At 64.8% G+C, this 16,969-nt stretch carries 15 protein-coding genes and 1 pseudogene; 13 read left to right on the top strand and 3 right to left on the bottom strand.

Annotated elements, in window-relative coordinates:
* Nucleotides 1-29 precede the first annotated feature (29 nt).
* The 3 genes from J3L12_RS12290 to J3L12_RS12280 are packed head-to-tail and all read right to left on the bottom strand — an operon-like array spanning nucleotide 30 to nucleotide 3,293.
* Complete coding sequence (locus tag J3L12_RS12290) at nucleotides 30-1,310, bottom strand: Nramp family divalent metal transporter (protein ID WP_208015351.1); 1,281 nt, start codon at nucleotides 1,308-1,310, stop codon at nucleotides 30-32.
* A gap of 4 nt (nucleotides 1,311-1,314) precedes the next feature.
* Nucleotides 1,315-2,148 carry an ATP-dependent Clp protease proteolytic subunit gene (locus J3L12_RS12285; protein WP_208015350.1) on the bottom strand — a complete coding sequence of 278 codons (834 nt, stop codon included), beginning with the start codon at nucleotides 2,146-2,148 and terminating at the stop codon, nucleotides 1,315-1,317.
* A 44-nt stretch (nucleotides 2,149-2,192) separates the two neighbouring features.
* Nucleotides 2,193-3,293 (bottom strand): AI-2E family transporter, encoded by a 1,101-nt coding sequence (locus tag J3L12_RS12280; RefSeq protein WP_208015349.1) that lies wholly within the window; start codon nucleotides 3,291-3,293, stop codon nucleotides 2,193-2,195.
* Nucleotides 3,294-3,546: 253 nt separating this feature from the next.
* Here J3L12_RS12280 and J3L12_RS12275 point away from each other — a divergent pair, with 253 nt between their 5' ends.
* The 13 genes and pseudogenes from J3L12_RS12275 (at nucleotide 3,547) to J3L12_RS12215 (ending at nucleotide 16,833) form a co-directional block, all read left to right on the top strand.
* Entirely contained in the window at nucleotides 3,547-3,933 is a 387-nt protein-coding gene (locus tag J3L12_RS12275) for a PepSY domain-containing protein (protein WP_119275662.1), read from the top strand.
* Between the two features lie 265 nt (nucleotides 3,934-4,198).
* A complete protein-coding gene (locus J3L12_RS12270; RefSeq protein ID WP_208015348.1) occupies nucleotides 4,199-5,209 on the top strand; it encodes a YncE family protein in 1,011 nt (336 codons plus the stop codon).
* Complete coding sequence (locus tag J3L12_RS12265) at nucleotides 5,206-5,931, top strand: polysaccharide deacetylase family protein (RefSeq protein WP_208015347.1); 726 nt, start codon at nucleotides 5,206-5,208, stop codon at nucleotides 5,929-5,931. The genes J3L12_RS12270 and J3L12_RS12265 overlap by 4 nt, the downstream gene beginning before the upstream one ends.
* A 302-nt stretch (nucleotides 5,932-6,233) precedes the next feature.
* The gene (locus J3L12_RS16775; protein WP_243455202.1) at nucleotides 6,234-6,641 is read left to right on the top strand and encodes a phosphatase PAP2 family protein; all 408 of its coding nucleotides are present in this window, start codon (nucleotides 6,234-6,236) and stop codon (nucleotides 6,639-6,641) included.
* 7 nt (nucleotides 6,642-6,648) lie between these two features.
* Entirely contained in the window at nucleotides 6,649-7,305 is a 657-nt protein-coding gene (locus tag J3L12_RS12255) for a response regulator transcription factor (protein WP_208015346.1), read from the top strand.
* On the top strand, nucleotides 7,302-8,621 hold the full coding sequence (locus tag J3L12_RS12250) for a HAMP domain-containing sensor histidine kinase (protein WP_208015345.1): 1,320 nt from the start codon (nucleotides 7,302-7,304) through the stop codon (nucleotides 8,619-8,621). The genes J3L12_RS12255 and J3L12_RS12250 overlap by 4 nt, the downstream gene beginning before the upstream one ends.
* 53 nt (nucleotides 8,622-8,674) lie before the next feature.
* A complete protein-coding gene (locus tag J3L12_RS12245) occupies nucleotides 8,675-9,355 on the top strand; it encodes a response regulator transcription factor (RefSeq protein ID WP_208015344.1) in 681 nt (226 codons plus the stop codon).
* Nucleotides 9,352-10,659 carry an ATP-binding protein gene (locus J3L12_RS12240; RefSeq protein WP_208015343.1) on the top strand — a complete coding sequence of 436 codons (1,308 nt, stop codon included), beginning with the start codon at nucleotides 9,352-9,354 and terminating at the stop codon, nucleotides 10,657-10,659. The genes J3L12_RS12245 and J3L12_RS12240 overlap by 4 nt, the downstream gene beginning before the upstream one ends.
* A 132-nt stretch (nucleotides 10,660-10,791) precedes the next feature.
* Nucleotides 10,792-11,496: a VIT1/CCC1 transporter family protein gene (locus J3L12_RS12235; protein WP_208015342.1), complete on the top strand. Its 705-nt coding sequence runs from the start codon at nucleotides 10,792-10,794 to the stop codon at nucleotides 11,494-11,496.
* A gap of 10 nt (nucleotides 11,497-11,506) precedes the next feature.
* Nucleotides 11,507-12,166: an N-acetyltransferase gene (locus J3L12_RS12230; RefSeq protein WP_347708894.1), complete on the top strand. Its 660-nt coding sequence runs from the start codon at nucleotides 11,507-11,509 to the stop codon at nucleotides 12,164-12,166.
* 34 nt (nucleotides 12,167-12,200) lie between these two features.
* Nucleotides 12,201-12,623 (top strand): MarR family transcriptional regulator, encoded by a 423-nt coding sequence (locus tag J3L12_RS12225; protein ID WP_208015340.1) that lies wholly within the window; start codon nucleotides 12,201-12,203, stop codon nucleotides 12,621-12,623.
* On the top strand, nucleotides 12,620-15,511 hold the full coding sequence (locus J3L12_RS12220) for a DHA2 family efflux MFS transporter permease subunit (protein WP_208015339.1): 2,892 nt from the start codon (nucleotides 12,620-12,622) through the stop codon (nucleotides 15,509-15,511). Before J3L12_RS12225 ends, J3L12_RS12220 begins: the two co-directional genes overlap by 4 nt.
* Before the next feature lie 241 nt (nucleotides 15,512-15,752).
* Nucleotides 15,753-16,833: pseudogene (locus J3L12_RS12215) on the top strand (IS630 family transposase).
* Nucleotides 16,834-16,969 lie beyond the last annotated feature (136 nt).

The following is a 16,969-nucleotide window of genomic DNA, read 5'->3' as shown; positions in this document are numbered from 1 at the left end:
TTTGACATGAGTCAACCTCGATTAAGCTTCTATCCTACGCTCTGCGCGAGCAGATACAGGTTCAACCCGATGATCACCGCTGCTGTCAGCCAGCCCACCCCCTTGATGGGTCTGCTGATCACCAGGTCGCCCATGAGCCGGGGGTTGCCGACGAACAGGAGCAGGGGCACCAGGGCAAAGGGAATGGCGAAGGAGAGCACTACCTGCGAAATGACCAGCACCTGGGTGGGGTCGAAACCCAGGAGAATCACCGCAAACGAAGGAACCAGTGTCACCAGCCGCCGCACCCAGAGGGGAATGCTGAAACCCACAAAGCCCTGCATCACCACCTGGCCGGCCAGGGTGCCCACGGTGGTGGAGGACAGACCCGAGGCCAGCAAGGCTGCGGCAAAGACCCCTGCCGCCAGCGGCCCCAGCAGGGGAGAGAGGGTCTGGTAGGCAGTGGTGATGTCGGCAACGTCGGTGCGGCCCGTGTGGTGAAAGGTGGCAGCAGCCGCTACCAGCATGGCCATGTTCACAAAGCCCGCAATGGAGAGGGCCAGCACCACGTCCATGTTGCTATAGGACAGCAGTTTACGCTTTTGCACAACATCCAGGACGGGAATGCGCTGCTGCGAGAGGGCCGAGTGCAGGTAGATCACGTGGGGCATCACGGTGGCGCCCAGGATGCCCACTGCCAGCAGTATGCTCTCGCTGCCCTTGAACTGCGGTACAAAGCCGGTCACGAGCCTGGGGTCGGGGTGGGCGAAAAACAGCTCCAGCACATATGCGCTGGCGATCACCCCCACCAGTACGGCGATGGCCGCCTCGAGCGGGCGGAAGCCGTAGCGTTGCAAGCCCAACAGCGCAAAGGTGGCCAGCGCCCCCAGCACGGCCCCCCAGACCAGGGGAATGCCCAGCAAAAGGTGAAATCCCAGGGCGGCCCCGATGAACTCGGCCAGGTCGGTCGCAATGGCCGCGAGCTCGGCCTGTATCCAGTAAAAATAGCGCGCCCAGGGCCGGTACTCCTGACGAACCACTTCGGGCAGGCTTTTCCCGGTGGCGATGCCCAGCCGGGCCGAGAGGCTTTGGATCAGCATGGCCATCAGGTTGGAGAGGAGCACCACCCACAAAAGCAGGTAACCAAACCGAGCCCCGGCCTGGATGTTGGTGGCGAAGTTGCCGGGATCCATATAGGCCACACTGGCTACGAAGGCCGGGCCCAAAAAGGGCAATATTCGGGCCAGACCACGTTTCTGGGAGTGGCGTTCCAGTACTCGCAGGGCCTCTTGCTGGGTTTGTTGGTCGCTCAGGGGGCCGTGGTTGAGCATCTGACTACCTCGGCTTGGGGCCCTCGCGCCGGTAGGGCAGCGGCACGTACTGCACGCTGGGGCGGCTGCCCCTGGGCTGGGGGTAGAGCTCCATCAGGTTGTAGACCTCGGCCGGCATCTCGGTGGAAATGGGCAGGCCCATGCTTTTGGCTTCCTCGGCGCTGATGGGATAATCGTGGGTCCAGGTGCCCTGGGAAAGTTTGTGGGCCAGGGCCTCGGCCTGGGTTTCATCCAGGTGTTTTTGTAACAGGTTTTTGGCGGTGGCCTTGACCTGTAGCAAGGCCTTTCGGGCCTGGTCGGCCATGATCAGGGTTTCGTCGTCAATTTTATCGATGGGCTTCTGCTCCAGCACCTTCAGAATGGAGACGGCGGGATACTGCCCAAGCTGGGGATCTACCGGGCCCAGCACTGCATTGGCGTCCATGACAATCTCGTCGGCAGCCAGGGCAATCAGGGTACCCCCCGACATCGCGTAATGAGGCACAAAAACCGTAACTTTGGCCGGGTGGCGCAGGAGGGCCTCGGCGATCTGTTCGGCAGCCAGTACCAGGCCGCCTGGGGTGTGCAGCACCAGGTCGATGGGCACCTGGGGGTCGGTGAGGCGAATGGCCCGCAAGACCTGCTCGGAGTCGTCAATGTCAATGTAGCGCGAGAGGGGCAGCCCCAGCAGGGCAATGGCCTCCTGCCGGTGAATCAGGGTGATGAGGCGGCTGTTCCGGCGACGCTCCAAAGCCTGGAGGCTGCGGGCTCGAGCCAGCTCCAGCATCTGCCGCTGAAACAGCGGACTCAGGAACGAAAGCAGCAAAAAAAGCCAGAAAAGGTTGTTCAGGATTTCCATGCGTAAACCTCCTCACAGGGTGGCCTGGACGGTATGTCGGGTCACTACCTGATACCCTCATCTTGACGCAAGGGTGGCCAGGGCCAGAAGTCCTCGAGCCAGAGCTTTAGGGCCGCGGTCAGCGGTACCGCCACCAACATCCCCAGCACCCCGGCCAGCCGTTCTCCAAGTAGCAGGGCCAGCAACACCGTGACCGGGTGCAGCGAGGTGCTCTGCCCCACCAACAGAGGGGCCAGCAGGTGCCCCTCAAGCTGGGCCGCACCCAACAGCACCAACAAAGCCTTGAGCACCATCAGCCCCCCCAGCGGGAGGGCGGCAAACACCACCATCACCGTGCCCAGGGCCAGGCCCAGGTAGGGAATGAGCTCCAGCACCCCCACCAGCATGCCCAGCGGTAAAGCCAGCGGCACCCCCAGCAGGCCCAGGCCCAGCCCCACCAGCACCCCCAGGCTGAGGGCTACCAGCAGTTGTCCCCGGAAATAGCCCATCACGGCCCGCTCGAGGTAACCCACCCTCCGCTCGGCCCAGGCCCGCCCGGACATCGGCAACCGCTGGAGCAGGCTCCGGCCCATGCGAGGGCCGTCGGCCAGCAGGTAGATAAAGAGCACCACAAAAGCCGCCAGCTTGACCGCCCCGCCAAACAGCAGGGTCAGGGCCGGAACCAGCCCGCTCTGGGCGAAACTGCCCAGCCGCGGGATTAGCTCGGCAGAGAGGCCCTGCAAGAGCTGCCCCAGGCTGCCATAGGCCTGCTCGAGGGCCCCCACCAGCCAGAGGGGCAGGCCCGAGGCGTGCAGCCATCCGGGTAAGCGGTTCCACCAGTCGGCCAGATGGCCCGCCGTGCCGGGCAGCGTGGCGGCGTACTGGGCCAGTTGCTCGGCGACCCGCACCAGCTCTACCCCCAGCAGGCCAAGCCCCAGGCTCAGAAGCAGCAGAACCACCCCCAGGGCAAGGCCGCGGGACAGCCGGAGGCGTTCCAGCCGGTCTACCAGCGGACGCACCAGGGCCGCCAGCAACAAAGCCCCCAGAAGGATTCCCCATAGGTCGGCGGTGAGGTACAGGAAACGGGCCGCCAGCAGGAGCAGCAATAGCCCGGCCAGCCCTCGCACGTAGGGGTTTTTCCACAAGACCACCAGACCCTCGAGCACACCTCAGGCTAGGGGCCATGGCTAAAGGTTTGGTAAAGAAACGGTAATGGCCGGGAAGTTGGGTTTAGCACAGGGAGATGGAGCAGAGTGTGCTTGTCTGTACGTGAAACTGGCGGGTTTTCGAGCGCTCGAGCACGCCGCCCGTAGTGCGCTCTGGGTGGCTTTCATCCAACCCTCAGGCGCTGCAACCTTCCTGCAAGGTACGCAGGCTACCTTGGGCACGTCCGGGCAGGAGCCCGACAAGGAGGAAAAGATGAAACGGTACGGAAAAGCAATCTTGCTGGCGGCATCGGCCCTCTTGAGCCTGGCAGCATTTGCCCAACAGACCGGGCAGAGCGGCACTCAGCACCCCAGCTACACCGGCAGCCTGCGGGTTCAGGAGAACCTGAGCGCCCAGCAGTACCAGGCCATGGCCAAGGTCTCCATGCAGGATGCCATCAAGGCCGCCCAGGCGGCGCTGAACAGCACCGCTACCCCCACCAAGGTCAAGCTTGGAGTGGAAAACGGCTACCTGGTCTGGGAGGTGGTCATCGCCGGGCAGGAGGTCAAGGTAGACGCGGGCAACGGCAAGGTGCTGCACCAGGAGGCCGTTGGAGCCGAGGAGGATAACGACGGCGAAAGCGAGGGTGAAAACGACTAAACCCCCTCACCGCAACGGGTGGGCTGCTCGAGGGCGGCCCACCCGGCGGGCATTTACCAAAGCTTTACCCAAACTACCCAAGATGTCTGCGAGGTTTTCTATGCCTAAGGGGCTCGTTTGGCCAATAATCGGTGGATTGATATTTGCCCTCGGGCTGGTGGGGTGCCAATCGCGGCCTCAGGCAACGACCGCCACCCCGCCACAGCCGCAGCCCTCGAGCTCCCTCTCCAACCCATCCTCTGCCTTACGGACGGGCCTGCCAGGGATGCCTCCGTATGACCCCAACAACATCTATGCCTTTACCCAGGCCGGAATGCTGGCCCCAGCGGTAAGGGGTTTCCTCGAGCGGGTCTATGTGCCCGACGGGAAGGGCAACCGGCTCTACCTGATAGACCCCAAGATCTACCGGGTGGTGGACAGCTATCCGGTGGACGCTGTGCCCCAGCACGTGGTGCCGGCCTACGACTTCAAGACCCTCTACGTGGTGAACGACGTGGGCCAGACCATCATTCCCATAGATCCCCAGACCGGAAAGCCCGGGCCTCGCATCCGGATTCCCGACCCCTACAACCTCTACTTCACACCCGATGGAAAATACGCGCTGGTAGTGGCCGAGGTCAAGCAAAGGCTCGACTTCTACGATCCCCAGACCTGGCAGCGCAAAAGCTCGCTCAAGGTTCCCTGCAAAGGGATCAACCACATGGACTATAGTGCCGACGGACGCATACTGATCGCCGCGTGTGAGTTCAGTGGAGACCTGCTCAAGATTGACGCAGCGGCCCAAAAGGTGCTGGGTAAGCTGCACCTGGGAGGGATGCCCCAGGACGTCAAACTCTCGCCCGACGGGCGGATCTTCTACGTGGCCGATATGGACGCAGGGGGTGTGCACCTCATTGATGGGGAAAGGTTGGTGCGGCTAGGTTTCATCCCAACCGGAAAAGGCGCCCATGGGCTCTACCCCAGCCGCGATACCCACTATCTCTACATCTCCAACCGCGGGGAAGGCTCGGTGAGCGTGCTCGAGTTCGCTACCCGCAAGCTGGTGGTCAAGTGGTGGATTCCCGGCGGCGGCAGCCCGGATATGGGTGGGGTTACCGCCGATGGCAAGGAGCTCTGGCTTTCCGGGCGCTACCACGGCGAGGTCTATGTCTTCAACACCGACCCGGTCAAAGGCGGGCTGACCCACCGCATCAAGGTGGGGCAGGGGCCCCATGGGCTGGCGGTCTATCCTCAGCCGGGCCGGTACTCCCTGGGGCATACGGGGGTGACGCGGTGAGAGGGTGGGCGCTGGCGGTTTTGCTGTTGGGGCTGGGATGGGCCGCCCCAGCCCCAATCACCCACGGCCCCCGCCAGGCCCCACGGGTGGCCCTGACCTTCGATACCGATGTGACCCATGGCATGTGGCAAAACCTCAAAACGGGCCGGGTTAAGAGCTACAACCCCACGGAGCTGTACCGGCTGCTTGAGCAGAACCAGGTCAGGGCCACCTTTTTCTTGACCGGCCTGTGGATCGAGGCCTACCCCGAGCAGGCCCGGAAGCTCGCTCAGAACCCCCTCTTCGAGCTGGCAAACCACAGCTACAGCCACCCGGGCTTTGCCCAGCCCTGCTATGGCCTTCCCAGCGTGGAACCTGCTAAGAAAGCCGAGGAGATACTGAAGACCCAGCACTTGCTGGCGCAGCTTGGGGCCAGGAGCAGCTACTTTCGCTTTCCTGGAGGCTGCTACACCCCCGACGACCTGGCCCTGGCGGCGCGGCTGGGGCTGCGGGTGGTGCACTGGGACGCAGCAGGCGAAGATGGCGGGCAGACCAACCCCGACGTCATCGTACGCAACGTGCTAAGCCGGGTGCAAAACGGTTCCATCATAGTTTTGCACGGGCAGGGCGGGCCGCGCCTACCGGCGACAATACCGGCGCTGCAGAGGTTAATTCCCGCTCTGAAAGCTCGAGGGTTTGCATTTGTTACGGTGTCGGAGCTGCTTTCTTCCCAGGCTCGATAAACAGCGCGGAGTACAAGAACCCCGAGACCACACCCTGAACCCCAAAGGAGCATCCAGGATGACCCGACCCAGTTATCACTTTTTCCGGCAAGGCCTTCGCCTGGCCCCGCTCTGGCTACTGGCCCTCCTGTTTCTGAGCCTTCTGGCCTTTGTGGGCCTGGCCGAGGATGTGTACGAGCGGGAGGGCTTTTTCTTCGATGCGCCCATCCTGGCCTTTTTTCATGCGCAGAAAAGCGATTTCTGGAACGGCCTGGCCCTGGCCTTTACCGGTTCGGCCTCGGCCCCGGTGGCGGGGGGACTGGTTGCTCGTTTTGCTGATGGCCTTTCTGAGGCGACTGAACTGGCCCCTTTTTGCCCTGGGTTTTGGCGGGGCCATGCTCCTGAACCTGGGTTCCAAGCTCTTCTTTGCCCGTACCCGGCCCCAGCTCTTTCCGCAGCTCATCCCGGAGCATGACTACAGTTTTCCCTCTGGCCACACCATGGCCAGCCTGGCCCTGGTGCTGGCCCTGTATGCCCTGCTCACGCCCGGCCATCCCCGCCTGGCCCGCTGGGTGCTGGGCCTGGGGCTGCCCTGGGCCTTGCTGGTGGGCCTTTCGCGGCTCTACCTGCAGGTGCACTACCCATCGGACGTGCTGGCGGGCTGGGCCCTGAGCTTCCTGTGGGTGGGGGGTGTGGCGCTCTGGTACCGCTGGGCCAAAAGGGCGCGGTAGGGGTGCTATGCGGATCCTCCTGGTCGAAGATGACCCCGAGGTGGGGGCGCTGGTCAAGGAGACCCTCGAGGCCGAGCCCTACGCGGTGGACTGGGCCCAGGATGGCGCGGAAGCCCAGGGGCTGCTGGAGGGCTTTCCCTACGACCTGGTGGTGCTGGATGTGGGCCTGCCCCGGCGGGATGGCTTCAGCTTGCTGGAGCACCTGCGTGGGCGCGGAGACGCACGGCCCGTGCTGATGCTGACCGCTCGCGACGGCCTGGACGACCGGGTGCGCGGCCTTGAGGCCGGGGCCGATGACTACCTGGTCAAGCCCTTTCACCTGCGAGAGCTGCGGGCGCGGGTGCGGGCCCTGCTGCGCCGCTCCAAGGGGGTGGCCCAGAACCGGGTCGAGGTGGGACGGCTCACCCTCGATCTCAAGGCCAAACAGGCCTGGTGGAACGGGGCGGCGCTCGAGCTCTCCGCCAAGGAGTGGCTGATCCTGGAGTTCCTGGCCCTGCACCCTGGGGAGTTCTATCCCCGCGAGCTGTTGCTGGAACACGTCTGGCCGGGGGAGGCCAGCATTGACCCGCGCAGCCTGGATCCCTACATCTCCCGCCTGCGCCAGAAGCTGGCCCCGGAGGCCATCGAGACCCAGCGCGGGCTGGGCTATAAATTGCTGGGATGAGCCTCCGCCTGCGCCTGACCCTCTTCTACACCCTGCTGGTGGCCGGGGTCTTGCTCCTGGCGGGGTTGGGGCTGCGCCTGGGCCTGGCCCGCATCCTGCAGGCCGAGCTGGACCAGCGCCTGCAGGAGGCCCTGGTGCTGGCTCAGCCCTGGGTCAACAGCGACAACGAGCGGCTCGGGTTCAGCCAGGAGGGCGAACTCCTGCCAAAGCTTCCACCCGATCTGGTCTTGCTGCTCTATGGGGCGCAGGATCTGACTGAAGGCTTGGGGCGCGCCCCCCACCCCCCACCCGCGCCACGGGTGGGGTGCTTTGCGGCAACTGGTTTTCGTTTCTGCGGAACGCGGGCAGACGGGGGGGTGTTGCTGGCCGGGCGGCCCCTGGCGGGCCTCGAGGCCAGCCTGCAGGCCCTCGAGCGCGTGCTGTTCTGGGTGTTTCCCGCGGCCCTGGGGCTGGCCCTGGCGCTGGGTTATTTCCTGGTGGGGCGGGCCCTCCGTCCGGTGCGTACCCTGACCCTGGCGGCGCGGGAGCGGGCCCAGAGCCGGAGCTGGAACCGCCCCCTGCCGTTGCCCGCGGCCCGCGACGAACTCTTCACCCTGAGCCAGGCCTTCAACGCCCTGCTGGCCAGCCTGGGCCAGCTCATCGAAAACGAGCGCCGCTTCACCCAGGATGCCGCCCACGAGCTGCGCACCCCCCTGACGGTGCTCTTGGGGCGGCTCGAGCAGGCCCAGGAGAAAAACCGCGACCCCCAGGTGGCGCAGGCCCTGGACTCGGCCCACCGCTCCACCCAGCGCCTCCTGGCCCTGGTGGAAAAGCTGCTGCAACTGGTTCGAGCCGAGGCCGGGCAGGGACTGGTACGGGAGACGGTAGCCCTGAACGAGCTGGCTGCCGAAGTGGCGGAAGACCTCTACCCCCTGTTCGAGGCCAAAGGGCTTGTGCTCCGGGTAAACCTGGCCGAAAGGCCGTTCCTGGTCACCGGGGACCGGCTGGCCCTGGGACTGGCCCTGCGCAACCTGCTGGAAAATGCCCTCAAGTTCACCCCGGCAGGCGAGGTATGGCTAACCCTGCGCCAGATGGGGGCCGAGGCGCTAGTGGAGGTGGAGGACACCGGCGGCGGCATTCCCGAGGCCGCTCTCCCGCACCTGTTTGAGCGCTTCTACCAGGCCCAGGTGGAACACCGCCGCAGCGGGAGCGGCCTGGGGCTGGCCCTGGTGGCGGCCATTGCCCGCTGGCACGGGGGCCAGGTGGAGGTGGCCAATGGGCCCAGGGGGGCGCGGTTTCGCCTGTGGCTACCCATGCAGGCCAGCTCCATACCCTGACCTTTACCCAACCTTTACCCTGGGCACTTACGCTGCCATGCTATGAGGTATCTATGCGCGTCCTGTTGGTAGAAGATGACCCGCGCCTGGCCGCGCTGATTGTGGAGGGCCTGAGCGACGATGGTCTGATAGTGGATCATGCGCCCAATGCGGCCATTGGACGGGGCATGGCCGAACTCGAGCTCTACGACCTGCTAATTCTGGACGTCATGCTTCCCGAGGGGCCGCAGGCGGGCTTCGAGCTGGCCCGGGTGTTGCGGAGCCAGCGCGACAAGACCCCCATCCTCTTCCTGACTGCTAGGGGGGATATGGACTCCAAACTGGTGGGCCTCGAGACCGGGGGGGACGACTACCTGACCAAGCCCTTCGACTTTCGCGAGCTCCGGGCTCGCATCCGTGCCCTGGTGCGGCGGGCACGGGGCGAGGCCGCCAACCTGATTCCCCTGCCGGGGGGCTACACACTCGACCTGGCGGCCCACCAGGTGCTCAAAGATAACCAGCCCGTTCCCCTCACCCCCCGCGAGTATGCCCTGGTGGAGTGCCTGGGGCTGAACCCGGGCCGCACCTACTCCCGCAACAGCCTGATTGAGCGGGTCTGGCCGGGGGAGAGCGAGGTGGATACCAAGGTGGTGGATGTGTACGTTTCCAGCCTGCGGCGCAAGCTGGGCGAGGCGTTCGTGGAAACGGTGCGGGGCCTGGGCTATCGCCTGGGCCGCATGGAGGGGGTGCCTTGAGCCTGCGCCTGCGCCTGACCCTCTACTACGGCCTGCTGCTGGTGGCGTTTCTGCTCTTGAGTGGGCTGCTACTTTATGGGGTCTTTCATACGGCGCTGCACCAGACCCTGGATCAGTCGCTACAGGAGACCGCTACCATCACGGCGGCGGAGCTTCAGATTCAATCTACCCCTCTGGGAGACTCCAGCGCACTTCAGAGCCGTTTTCCTGGAGCTACCGTACTCACCGTGTATGACGCTGAGGGGAACCCACTCTTTCGTCTGGGGCGCCCCTGGGTACAGGTTGAACTCAAAAGTGGCTTCATGACCGTCCAGCAGACCCGGATTTACAACCACCCGCTTTCCAATGGCGGCATTGTGCAGGTGATGCGATCCCAGGAAGAGGCCCTGCAAACTCTCGATCGCACTCAGCAGACCCTGCTCTGGGGCCTGCCGGTGCTGCTGGTGGTGGCGCTGGGGGTGGGGTATGTGCTGGCGGACCGCTCGCTGCGCCCGGTGGATCAGGTCACCCGGCTGGCCGCGCAGATTGCGGCATCCGGACGGTATGGAAGGCGGGTTCCCGAGAGCCCCGGCACGGATGAGATGGCCCGCCTGACCCAGACCTTCAACGCTATGCTCTCGCGCCTCGAGCGCACCATCGAGCGTGAGAGGGCTTTTGCCCTGGCCGCAGCCCACGAGCTTCGCACACCGCTGAGCCTGCTACAGGGCCGGGCCAGCCTGAGCCTGGAAAAGCCCCGCACCCCCGAACAGTACCGCGAGGCCCTGGTTCAGATCGGGCGCACCGCCGAAGACCTGGCCCAGGTGATCGAGGCCCTGCTGCTGCTGGCCCGCACCCACCAGCCAGTAGAGCGGCAGCCGGTGGATCTTGACCTGCTGGCCCTGGAAGCCCAGGAGTCTCTGGAGGCCCTGGCCAAAGAAAAGCAGGCCCGGGTGCTGCTGGAGCTCGAGCCCACCCCCTACCATGGCCAGCCCCTGACCCTGCGCACCGCCATCGGCAACCTGCTCTCCAACGCCCTCAAGTATGGCCCCGTGGGTGGGCGGGTCTGGCTGCGTACCCGCCAGGAGGGCCCTCTGGCTGTGGTGGAGGTGGCCGATGAGGGGCCCGGCATCCCACCGGAGCAGCTTGAGCGCCTCATGCAGCCCTTTCAGCGGGGTACCGCCACCCAGGGGGTGAGGGGGGCCGGACTGGGCCTGACCCTGGTCACCGCCATTGCCGAGCAGCACGGGGGTCGGCTGGTGCTGCAAAAAGCCCGCGAGGGCGGCCTGCTGGCCCGGCTCGAGCTCCCCGCTGCAGAGGCTTTGTAATCCAGGTGTTTCCCGTTACACGGACCCTGTGCACAGCCAGCGATGCAAATCAATCCCGCACTTCGATAAACAGACCCGATTCAACCCTGATTGAAGTGTGGCAGGCTTGAACTTGCCAGAAGGAGGTACCTGATGCCAAAAACCCATATAGAACAGCATTTTTCCGGCTCCGAGACGGTGCGGGATGTGGTGATTGGGATGTCCGATGGGCTCACGGTGCCCTTTGCGCTGGCGGCGGGTCTGGCGGGGGCGGTGGACTCCAACTTTGTGGTGTTGGTGGCCGGGCTGGCCGAGGTGGTGGCGGGATCCATTGCCATGGGCCTGGGGGGCTATCTGGCGGCCCGTACCGAGGCCGACCACTACCAGGCTGAACTCTTGCGGGAGGAGCGGGAGGTACGTGAGCTGCCTAAGGCCGAGACCGAGGAGGTGCGAGCGGTCTTTCGGCAGTATGGCCTGGAGGGCGCGGCCCTCGAGCAGGCCACCGAGGCGGTGACCCGAAGCCCTCAGGTCTGGGTTCGCTTCATGATGAAGGAAGAGCTGGGCCTGGAGGCGCCTGACCCCAGGCGCGCCTTGCGAAGCGCCCTAACCATCGGCGGCTCCTACGTGGCCGGTGGGGCCATTCCTTTGCTGCCCTACCTGCTTCCTCTTTCCATCGAGCAGTCCTTGCTGGTTAGTGCGGGCGTGACCCTGCTGGCGCTGGCGGTCTTTGGCACCTTCAAGGCCCGCTTTACCGGCCTGCCCTGGCTCAAGGGGGCCTGGCAGACCGTGCTGGTTGGGGGGCTGGCGGCGGGTGCGGCCTATGGGCTGGCCCGGTTGGTCAGCGGTTTTGGCCACTAGGGGCCCTGGCGTGCTTCGGATTCGTCCCGTTCAGCCCGGCGACTACCCAGTGCTGGCCGATATTGCCTATGCCACCGGGTTTTTCGGCGGCTCGGCGGAGGTTTACTTTCCGGCCAGGGCGCTCTTTAGCGAGCTCTGGGTGGGGCCCTATCTGGGGCCTGCGGGTGCGTGCGGCCTGGTCGCCGAGGCAGAGGGTAAAGTCCTGGGCTACATCCTGGGGAGCATGGATCCCTGGCGGTACCGGCTTTACTACCTCCAAAGGCTGCCGCGCTGGCTGGCCTGGGCCGCGCTGGGCCGGTATCCGGGGCTGGGGGGTAGCCTGCGCTATCTGCTGCGAGCGGTGCGGTATCCCTCGAGGGCGGCCCCCCTGAATCTGTACCCAGCCCACCTGCACCTGAACCTGTTGCCGGAAGCCCGGGGCAGGGGCCTGGGGGAGCAGCTCTTGCGGGCGCACCTGGGGTGTTTGCGGGATCGAGGGGTTTGTGGGGTTCAGCTCTCCACCACCGAGGAAAACACCGCCGCCCTCGCCCTGTACCGCAAACTCGGCTTCCAGGAGTACGCCCGCTGGGAAAGTCCCCTCTGGACGCCCTGGCTGGGGCGGCCTGTGGTGCACCTGACCCTGGTGTTACTTCTAAACGGTAAAGATTTGCTAAAGAATAGTTCTGCTTGACAATAATTTCATTTGAAAGTATCTTAAGCCGAGTATGACCTGGGGCATCCTGACCTACCTGTGGAAGTTGACCCGCGAACTGCGCGAGGAAGCCCTGCCTCACCTCGAGCGCCTGGGTCTGGCCCCCACCGACCCCTGGCTCCTGGCCGAGATCGAACGGCACCGCTACCCTACCGAGGCCGTGCGGGCCATGCAGATGCCCGCCCCCACGGTGAGCCAGATGCTTCGGCGTCTGGAGCAGGCCGGACTGGTGGTGCGCTCGCTCGATTCCGCCGACCTGCGCCGTTACCGCTTCGAGCTGACCGAGCGGGGGCGGGCTTTGCTCGAGGAGAGCCGCCAGCATATCCAGCGCGCCATGGAGCGTCGGCTGGAGCGGCTTTCCCCAAAAGAGCGCCAGCAGTTTGCACGGTGGCTCGAGGTGCTGGCCAGCGAAGAAGCCCCCAAGGAGCAACCATGACCCATCCTGCCCAACCCACCGACCCCTCGGCTTCGCAAACCCAAACCACCGCGCGGGAGACCCGCCTGACCCTGATCGGCATTCTGCTGGGGCTGTTTCTGGCTGCCCTGGACCAGACCATTGTCTCCACCGCCCTGCCCCGGATCATCGCCGACCTCAAGGGCACCGAGCTCTACGCCTGGGTGACCACCGCCTACTTGCTCACGGCCACCTTCTCGGCGCCCATCTTTGGCCGCCTGACCGAACTGTTCAGCCGCAAGGCCATTTTGCTGGTGGCCATCGGTATCTTTCTGGCCGGGTCGGCCCTGAGCGGGCTGGCCCAGAACATGCCCGAGTTGATCCTCTTCCGGGGTATCCAGGGCATTGGGGGAGGGGCGCTTTTTGCCCTGGCCCTCACCACCATTGCAGTGCTCTTTCCCCCGCGTGAGCGGGGCAAGGTGGGTGGCCTGTTTGGGGCCATCTTCGGGGTGAGCAGCGCTTTGGGGCCGTGGCTGGGGGGCCTGTTGACCGACCACCTCTCCTGGCACTGGGTCTTCTACATCAATATGCCGGTGGGGGCCGTGGCCCTGTGGTTCATCCTGCGCTTCATGCCGCGGCTTTCACCCGAGCGGCGCGAACGGTTCGACTTTCTGGGCGCTGGCCTGCTCATTCTCTGGACAGTGCCGCTGATGCTGGCCTTCTCCTGGGGGGGCAGCACCTACCCCTGGCTGAGCGCCCCCATTCTGGGCCTCTTTGCGCTCAGCGCACTGGCCCTGGCCCTGTGGGTCTGGTCGCAGAACCGCGAGCCGCACCCGCTGTTCGACCTTTCCGTCCTGCGGGTGCGGAGTTTCAGTCTGGCCTCGGCGGCCACCTTCTTCTACGGCCCGGCCTTTCTGGGGGCGGTGGCCTTTCTGCCCCTCTATTTGCAGGTGGTGAAGGGCGTCTCGGCCTCGGCCTCGGGCGTGACGGTGCTGCCCCTGACCCTGGGGGTGGTGCTGGGGGCCAGCGGGAGTGGGGTGCTGTCGGGGCGGCTGGGCCGGTTCAAGCCGCTGCTTTTGGTGGGCACCCTCTGGCTGCTCCTTATCTTTACCGTTCTGCACTTTGTGTTGAGCGTGGATACCCCGCTCTGGCAGGCGGTGCTCTTCTTCTTCCTCCTGGGGCTGGGGTTAGGCCCGGCCCAGTCGTTGCTGCAGATAGCCGCCCAGAACAACGTTCCCCCAGAGCGCATCGGCTCGGCCACGGCTTTCACCCAGCTCATGCGGCAGATTGGCTCCACCATTGGCATTGCCGTGCTGGGTACGGTCCTCTCCCATAACCTGACCGCCGAGACCTGCAAGGTCTTCCCCCAGGATGCCGTCTGTAAGCCGGGGGCGCTGGCCTCGAGGTCAAACGAAGGGGGCACGGGCCTGAACCTGGATGAGCAGTTTGCCCAGCTCGAGGCCCAGGTCGTAGCCGCCCTCAAGGGCGATACCCAGGCCTACCAGGCCCTGCTGCAAGACCCCCAGGTACCCCAGGAGGCCAAAAACGGCCTGGTCAAAGGCGGCATTCCGGCGCAGTTCCGGCAGATGGAAGCAGAGGTGGTGGCGGCGCTGCAGGGCGATGAGAAGGCCTACACGGCCCTGATGGCCGACCCCAATCTGCCCGCGGAGTTCAAAGCCCGGCTGGTCAAAGGTGGCATACCGGCGCAGTTCCGGCAGATGGAGGCACAGGTGGTGGCGGCGCTGCAGGGCGATGAGAAGGCCTACACGGCCCTGATGGCCGACCCCAATCTGCCCGCGGAGTTCAAGGCCAGGCTGGTCAAAGGCGGCATTCCGGCGCAGTTCCAGGAGCTGGAGATCCAGGTCGAGGCGGCCCTCAAGGGCAGTGTGGCGGCCTATAACACCCTGATCCGCAACCCCCAGGTGCCCGCCGAGCTCAAGGCCCGACTGGTAGAGGGGGGTATTCCCGCCCAGTTCCGGGCGCTCGAGGCCCAGTTTGCGGCGGCCCTGAATGGGGATGTAACGGCTTACACCGCCCTGATCAACAATCCGCAGGTACCTGAAGCGTTCAAGGCCCGCTTGACCAAAGGGGGCCTCCCGGCCCAGTTCCAGGAGATCAAAACCCAGCTTCTGGCGGCCTTGAAGGGTGATGCCCAGGCCTACCAGGCCGTTCAGCAGAACCCCCTGATACCCGCCGAGTTCAAAGCCCGCATTCCCAAAGGGGGGGTGGCCGCCCAGGTACAGGCCCAGCTCGAGCAAACCCTGGGCCTGCTGCAGGCGGCTCTGCAGGGAGATGCTCAGGCCGCCCAGACCCTGCGGCGCACACCCAACCTGGATCCCCGTATCCAGAACCTGCTGGATAACCCACCCCCCGCCGAGGCCCTACCCGCTGTGCTGGCCCAGGTAAAGGCGGGCCTGGAAGCCCAGTCGCCGCAGATTATCGCTGCGGTCACGCAGCAGGCCAGCGCACAGATCGAGGCGGGTCTGCAGCAAGCCCAGCAACAAGCCCTAACCCAGGCGCTGGCCGGGGTCAAGGCCGGGCTGGCCCAGGCCCGGCTCCAAGCTGAGGCTGCTGCCCTTACGGCGGTGCGCGAGAACTTACAAAAAGCCCAGGCTGCCGCCACTGCCCAGGCCGTTGCGGCGGTGCGTGAGAGCTTGCAAAAAGCCCAGGCCGCTGCGCTGGAGAAGGCCCTGCAGGCCACCCGTGAAAACCTTGCTGTGGCCGAACAAAAGGCCCTGCAGGAGGTGCCCAAACAGGTGGTGGCCAGGCTCGAGGAGACCAAAAACAAACTTCACGAGGCCCTCAACAACGGCATTACCCAAGCAGAAAAAGAGATATTCATGTACGCTGCCCTCTTTGTACTAATTTCCCTGATCTTCATCCTGCCCCTGCCTAACGAGGAGCTGCGGGGAAGGGGCGGGATGACCTGAACACGAGGCGAGTTTGTAGCTCGAAATTAAAAAGAGGTGGCTAGCCTGATTGATATGCTCCCAAGCAGAAGGGCACGGCCTTCTTCCCTTGCGGCCAATCAACGGGTGCGACATGGATGCAAGATATACGGAGGTACTTAGTTACTGCAATACTTGATTACTTAACTCAAGTTGCCACCTATCCAATCACTGGTGCTAGTCACTGAACGATGTCATACCAAATCTATGTAGATAATAATGCATGCCGAGCAAAGCCATACCCCTACACCCCCACCTGAGCCTGGAGGAACTGGAACAGCGCTATCGTCGCTGCAAGGATGCCAAGGAGAAGACCCGCTGGCAGGTGATCTGGCTGTACGCCCAGCAGACCCGGGAGAACCGCCCCAGCACCCTGGCGGTAAGCCGGGCCACCGGGTTTAGCCAGAACTGGGTCTACAAGCTCATCCGGCGCTACAACGCCGAGGGACCCCAAGGGCTCATCGATAAGCACCGCTACAACCCGGGAGGGGATAAGCGGGCTCTGCTGAACAAACAGCAGCAACAAGCCCTCTGGCGGGCCCTGCAAGAGCGCCCCCCCGACGGGGGGGTGTGGACGGCCCCCAAGGTGGCCCGCTGGGTCAAGCAGCACACCGGCAAGGTCATGGCGGAGATCACCGCCTGGACCTACCTGCGGCGGCTGGGCTTCAGCCTCCAACGCCTCCGTCCGCGTCACACCCAGGCGGCAAGCCCGCAGGAGAAGGCCGCTTTCAAAAAAAGTAGCCCAGGTAGTAGAGGCCCAGCGGCGGTTGCACCCAGATAAGCCGGTGGAGGTCTGGAGCCAGGATGAGGCCCGCCTGGGCCTGAAGCCGATTGTGCACAGGGTCTGGGCGCTCAAAGGACAGCGGCCTTTGGCCTTCCATCGCAGCCGCTATGAATGGCTGTACGTCTACCTCTTCGTGCATCCGGCCAGTGGGCAGAGCACCTTCTTGATCCTGCCCACGGTGAACAGCCAACTCATGAGCCTGGCCCTACAGGAGTTCCAGCGGGAGGTGGATCCAGAGGGGAGGAAGGTTCTGGTGCTGCTTCTGGACAACGCGGGCTGGCACCGGGCCAAAGACCTCCAGGTACCGCCCGGTCTGCTGCTGCTGAACCTACCGCCCTACACCCCGGAGCTCTCCCCGGCGGAGCCGGTGGTGCCTTTGCTGCGGGAAGCGGTGGCCAATGAGAGCTTCCCCAGCTTGGAGGCTTTGCAAGAGCGTCTGGTAGAGCGGTGTGTCTATTTCCAGCAGCACCCCGAGATCATCCGGGGGGTGGCAGGGTTCGGGTGGATTCCCAATGGATGACTATCTATCCCTTCGTGTGCTACTTGATCTGAACCCCAAGATGTGAAACAAGAGGGGGTGCTATGCACTCAGATCGCGAGCACCCCCTTTACTATCTTGACGCAGAAACCCTCCTGATCGCTACCTATGTCTGGGT

Source organism: Meiothermus sp. CFH 77666 (assembly GCF_017497985.1).
GTDB lineage: Bacteria > Deinococcota > Deinococci > Deinococcales > Thermaceae > Meiothermus.
This window is presented reverse-complemented; position numbering and strand designations above follow the sequence as displayed.

Excerpts from the sequence above, each read along its gene's own strand:
- J3L12_RS12275 (WP_119275662.1), top strand. The coding sequence starts at position 3,547 with ATGAAACGGTACGGAAAAGCAATCTTGCTGGCGGCATCGGCCCTCTTG.
- J3L12_RS12285 (WP_208015350.1), bottom strand. The coding sequence starts at position 2,148 with ATGGAAATCCTGAACAACCTTTTCTGGCTTTTTTTGCTGCTTTCGTTC.
- J3L12_RS12225 (WP_208015340.1), top strand. The coding sequence starts at position 12,201 with ATGACCTGGGGCATCCTGACCTACCTGTGGAAGTTGACCCGCGAACTG.
- J3L12_RS12255 (WP_208015346.1), top strand. The coding sequence starts at position 6,649 with ATGCGGATCCTCCTGGTCGAAGATGACCCCGAGGTGGGGGCGCTGGTC.
- J3L12_RS12235 (WP_208015342.1), top strand. The coding sequence starts at position 10,792 with ATGCCAAAAACCCATATAGAACAGCATTTTTCCGGCTCCGAGACGGTG.
- J3L12_RS12290 (WP_208015351.1), bottom strand. The coding sequence starts at position 1,310 with ATGCTCAACCACGGCCCCCTGAGCGACCAACAAACCCAGCAAGAGGCC.
- J3L12_RS12270 (WP_208015348.1), top strand. The coding sequence starts at position 4,199 with ATGCCTCCGTATGACCCCAACAACATCTATGCCTTTACCCAGGCCGGA.
- J3L12_RS12245 (WP_208015344.1), top strand. The coding sequence starts at position 8,675 with ATGCGCGTCCTGTTGGTAGAAGATGACCCGCGCCTGGCCGCGCTGATT.
- J3L12_RS12220 (WP_208015339.1), top strand. The coding sequence starts at position 12,620 with ATGACCCATCCTGCCCAACCCACCGACCCCTCGGCTTCGCAAACCCAA.
- J3L12_RS12250 (WP_208015345.1), top strand. The coding sequence starts at position 7,302 with ATGAGCCTCCGCCTGCGCCTGACCCTCTTCTACACCCTGCTGGTGGCC.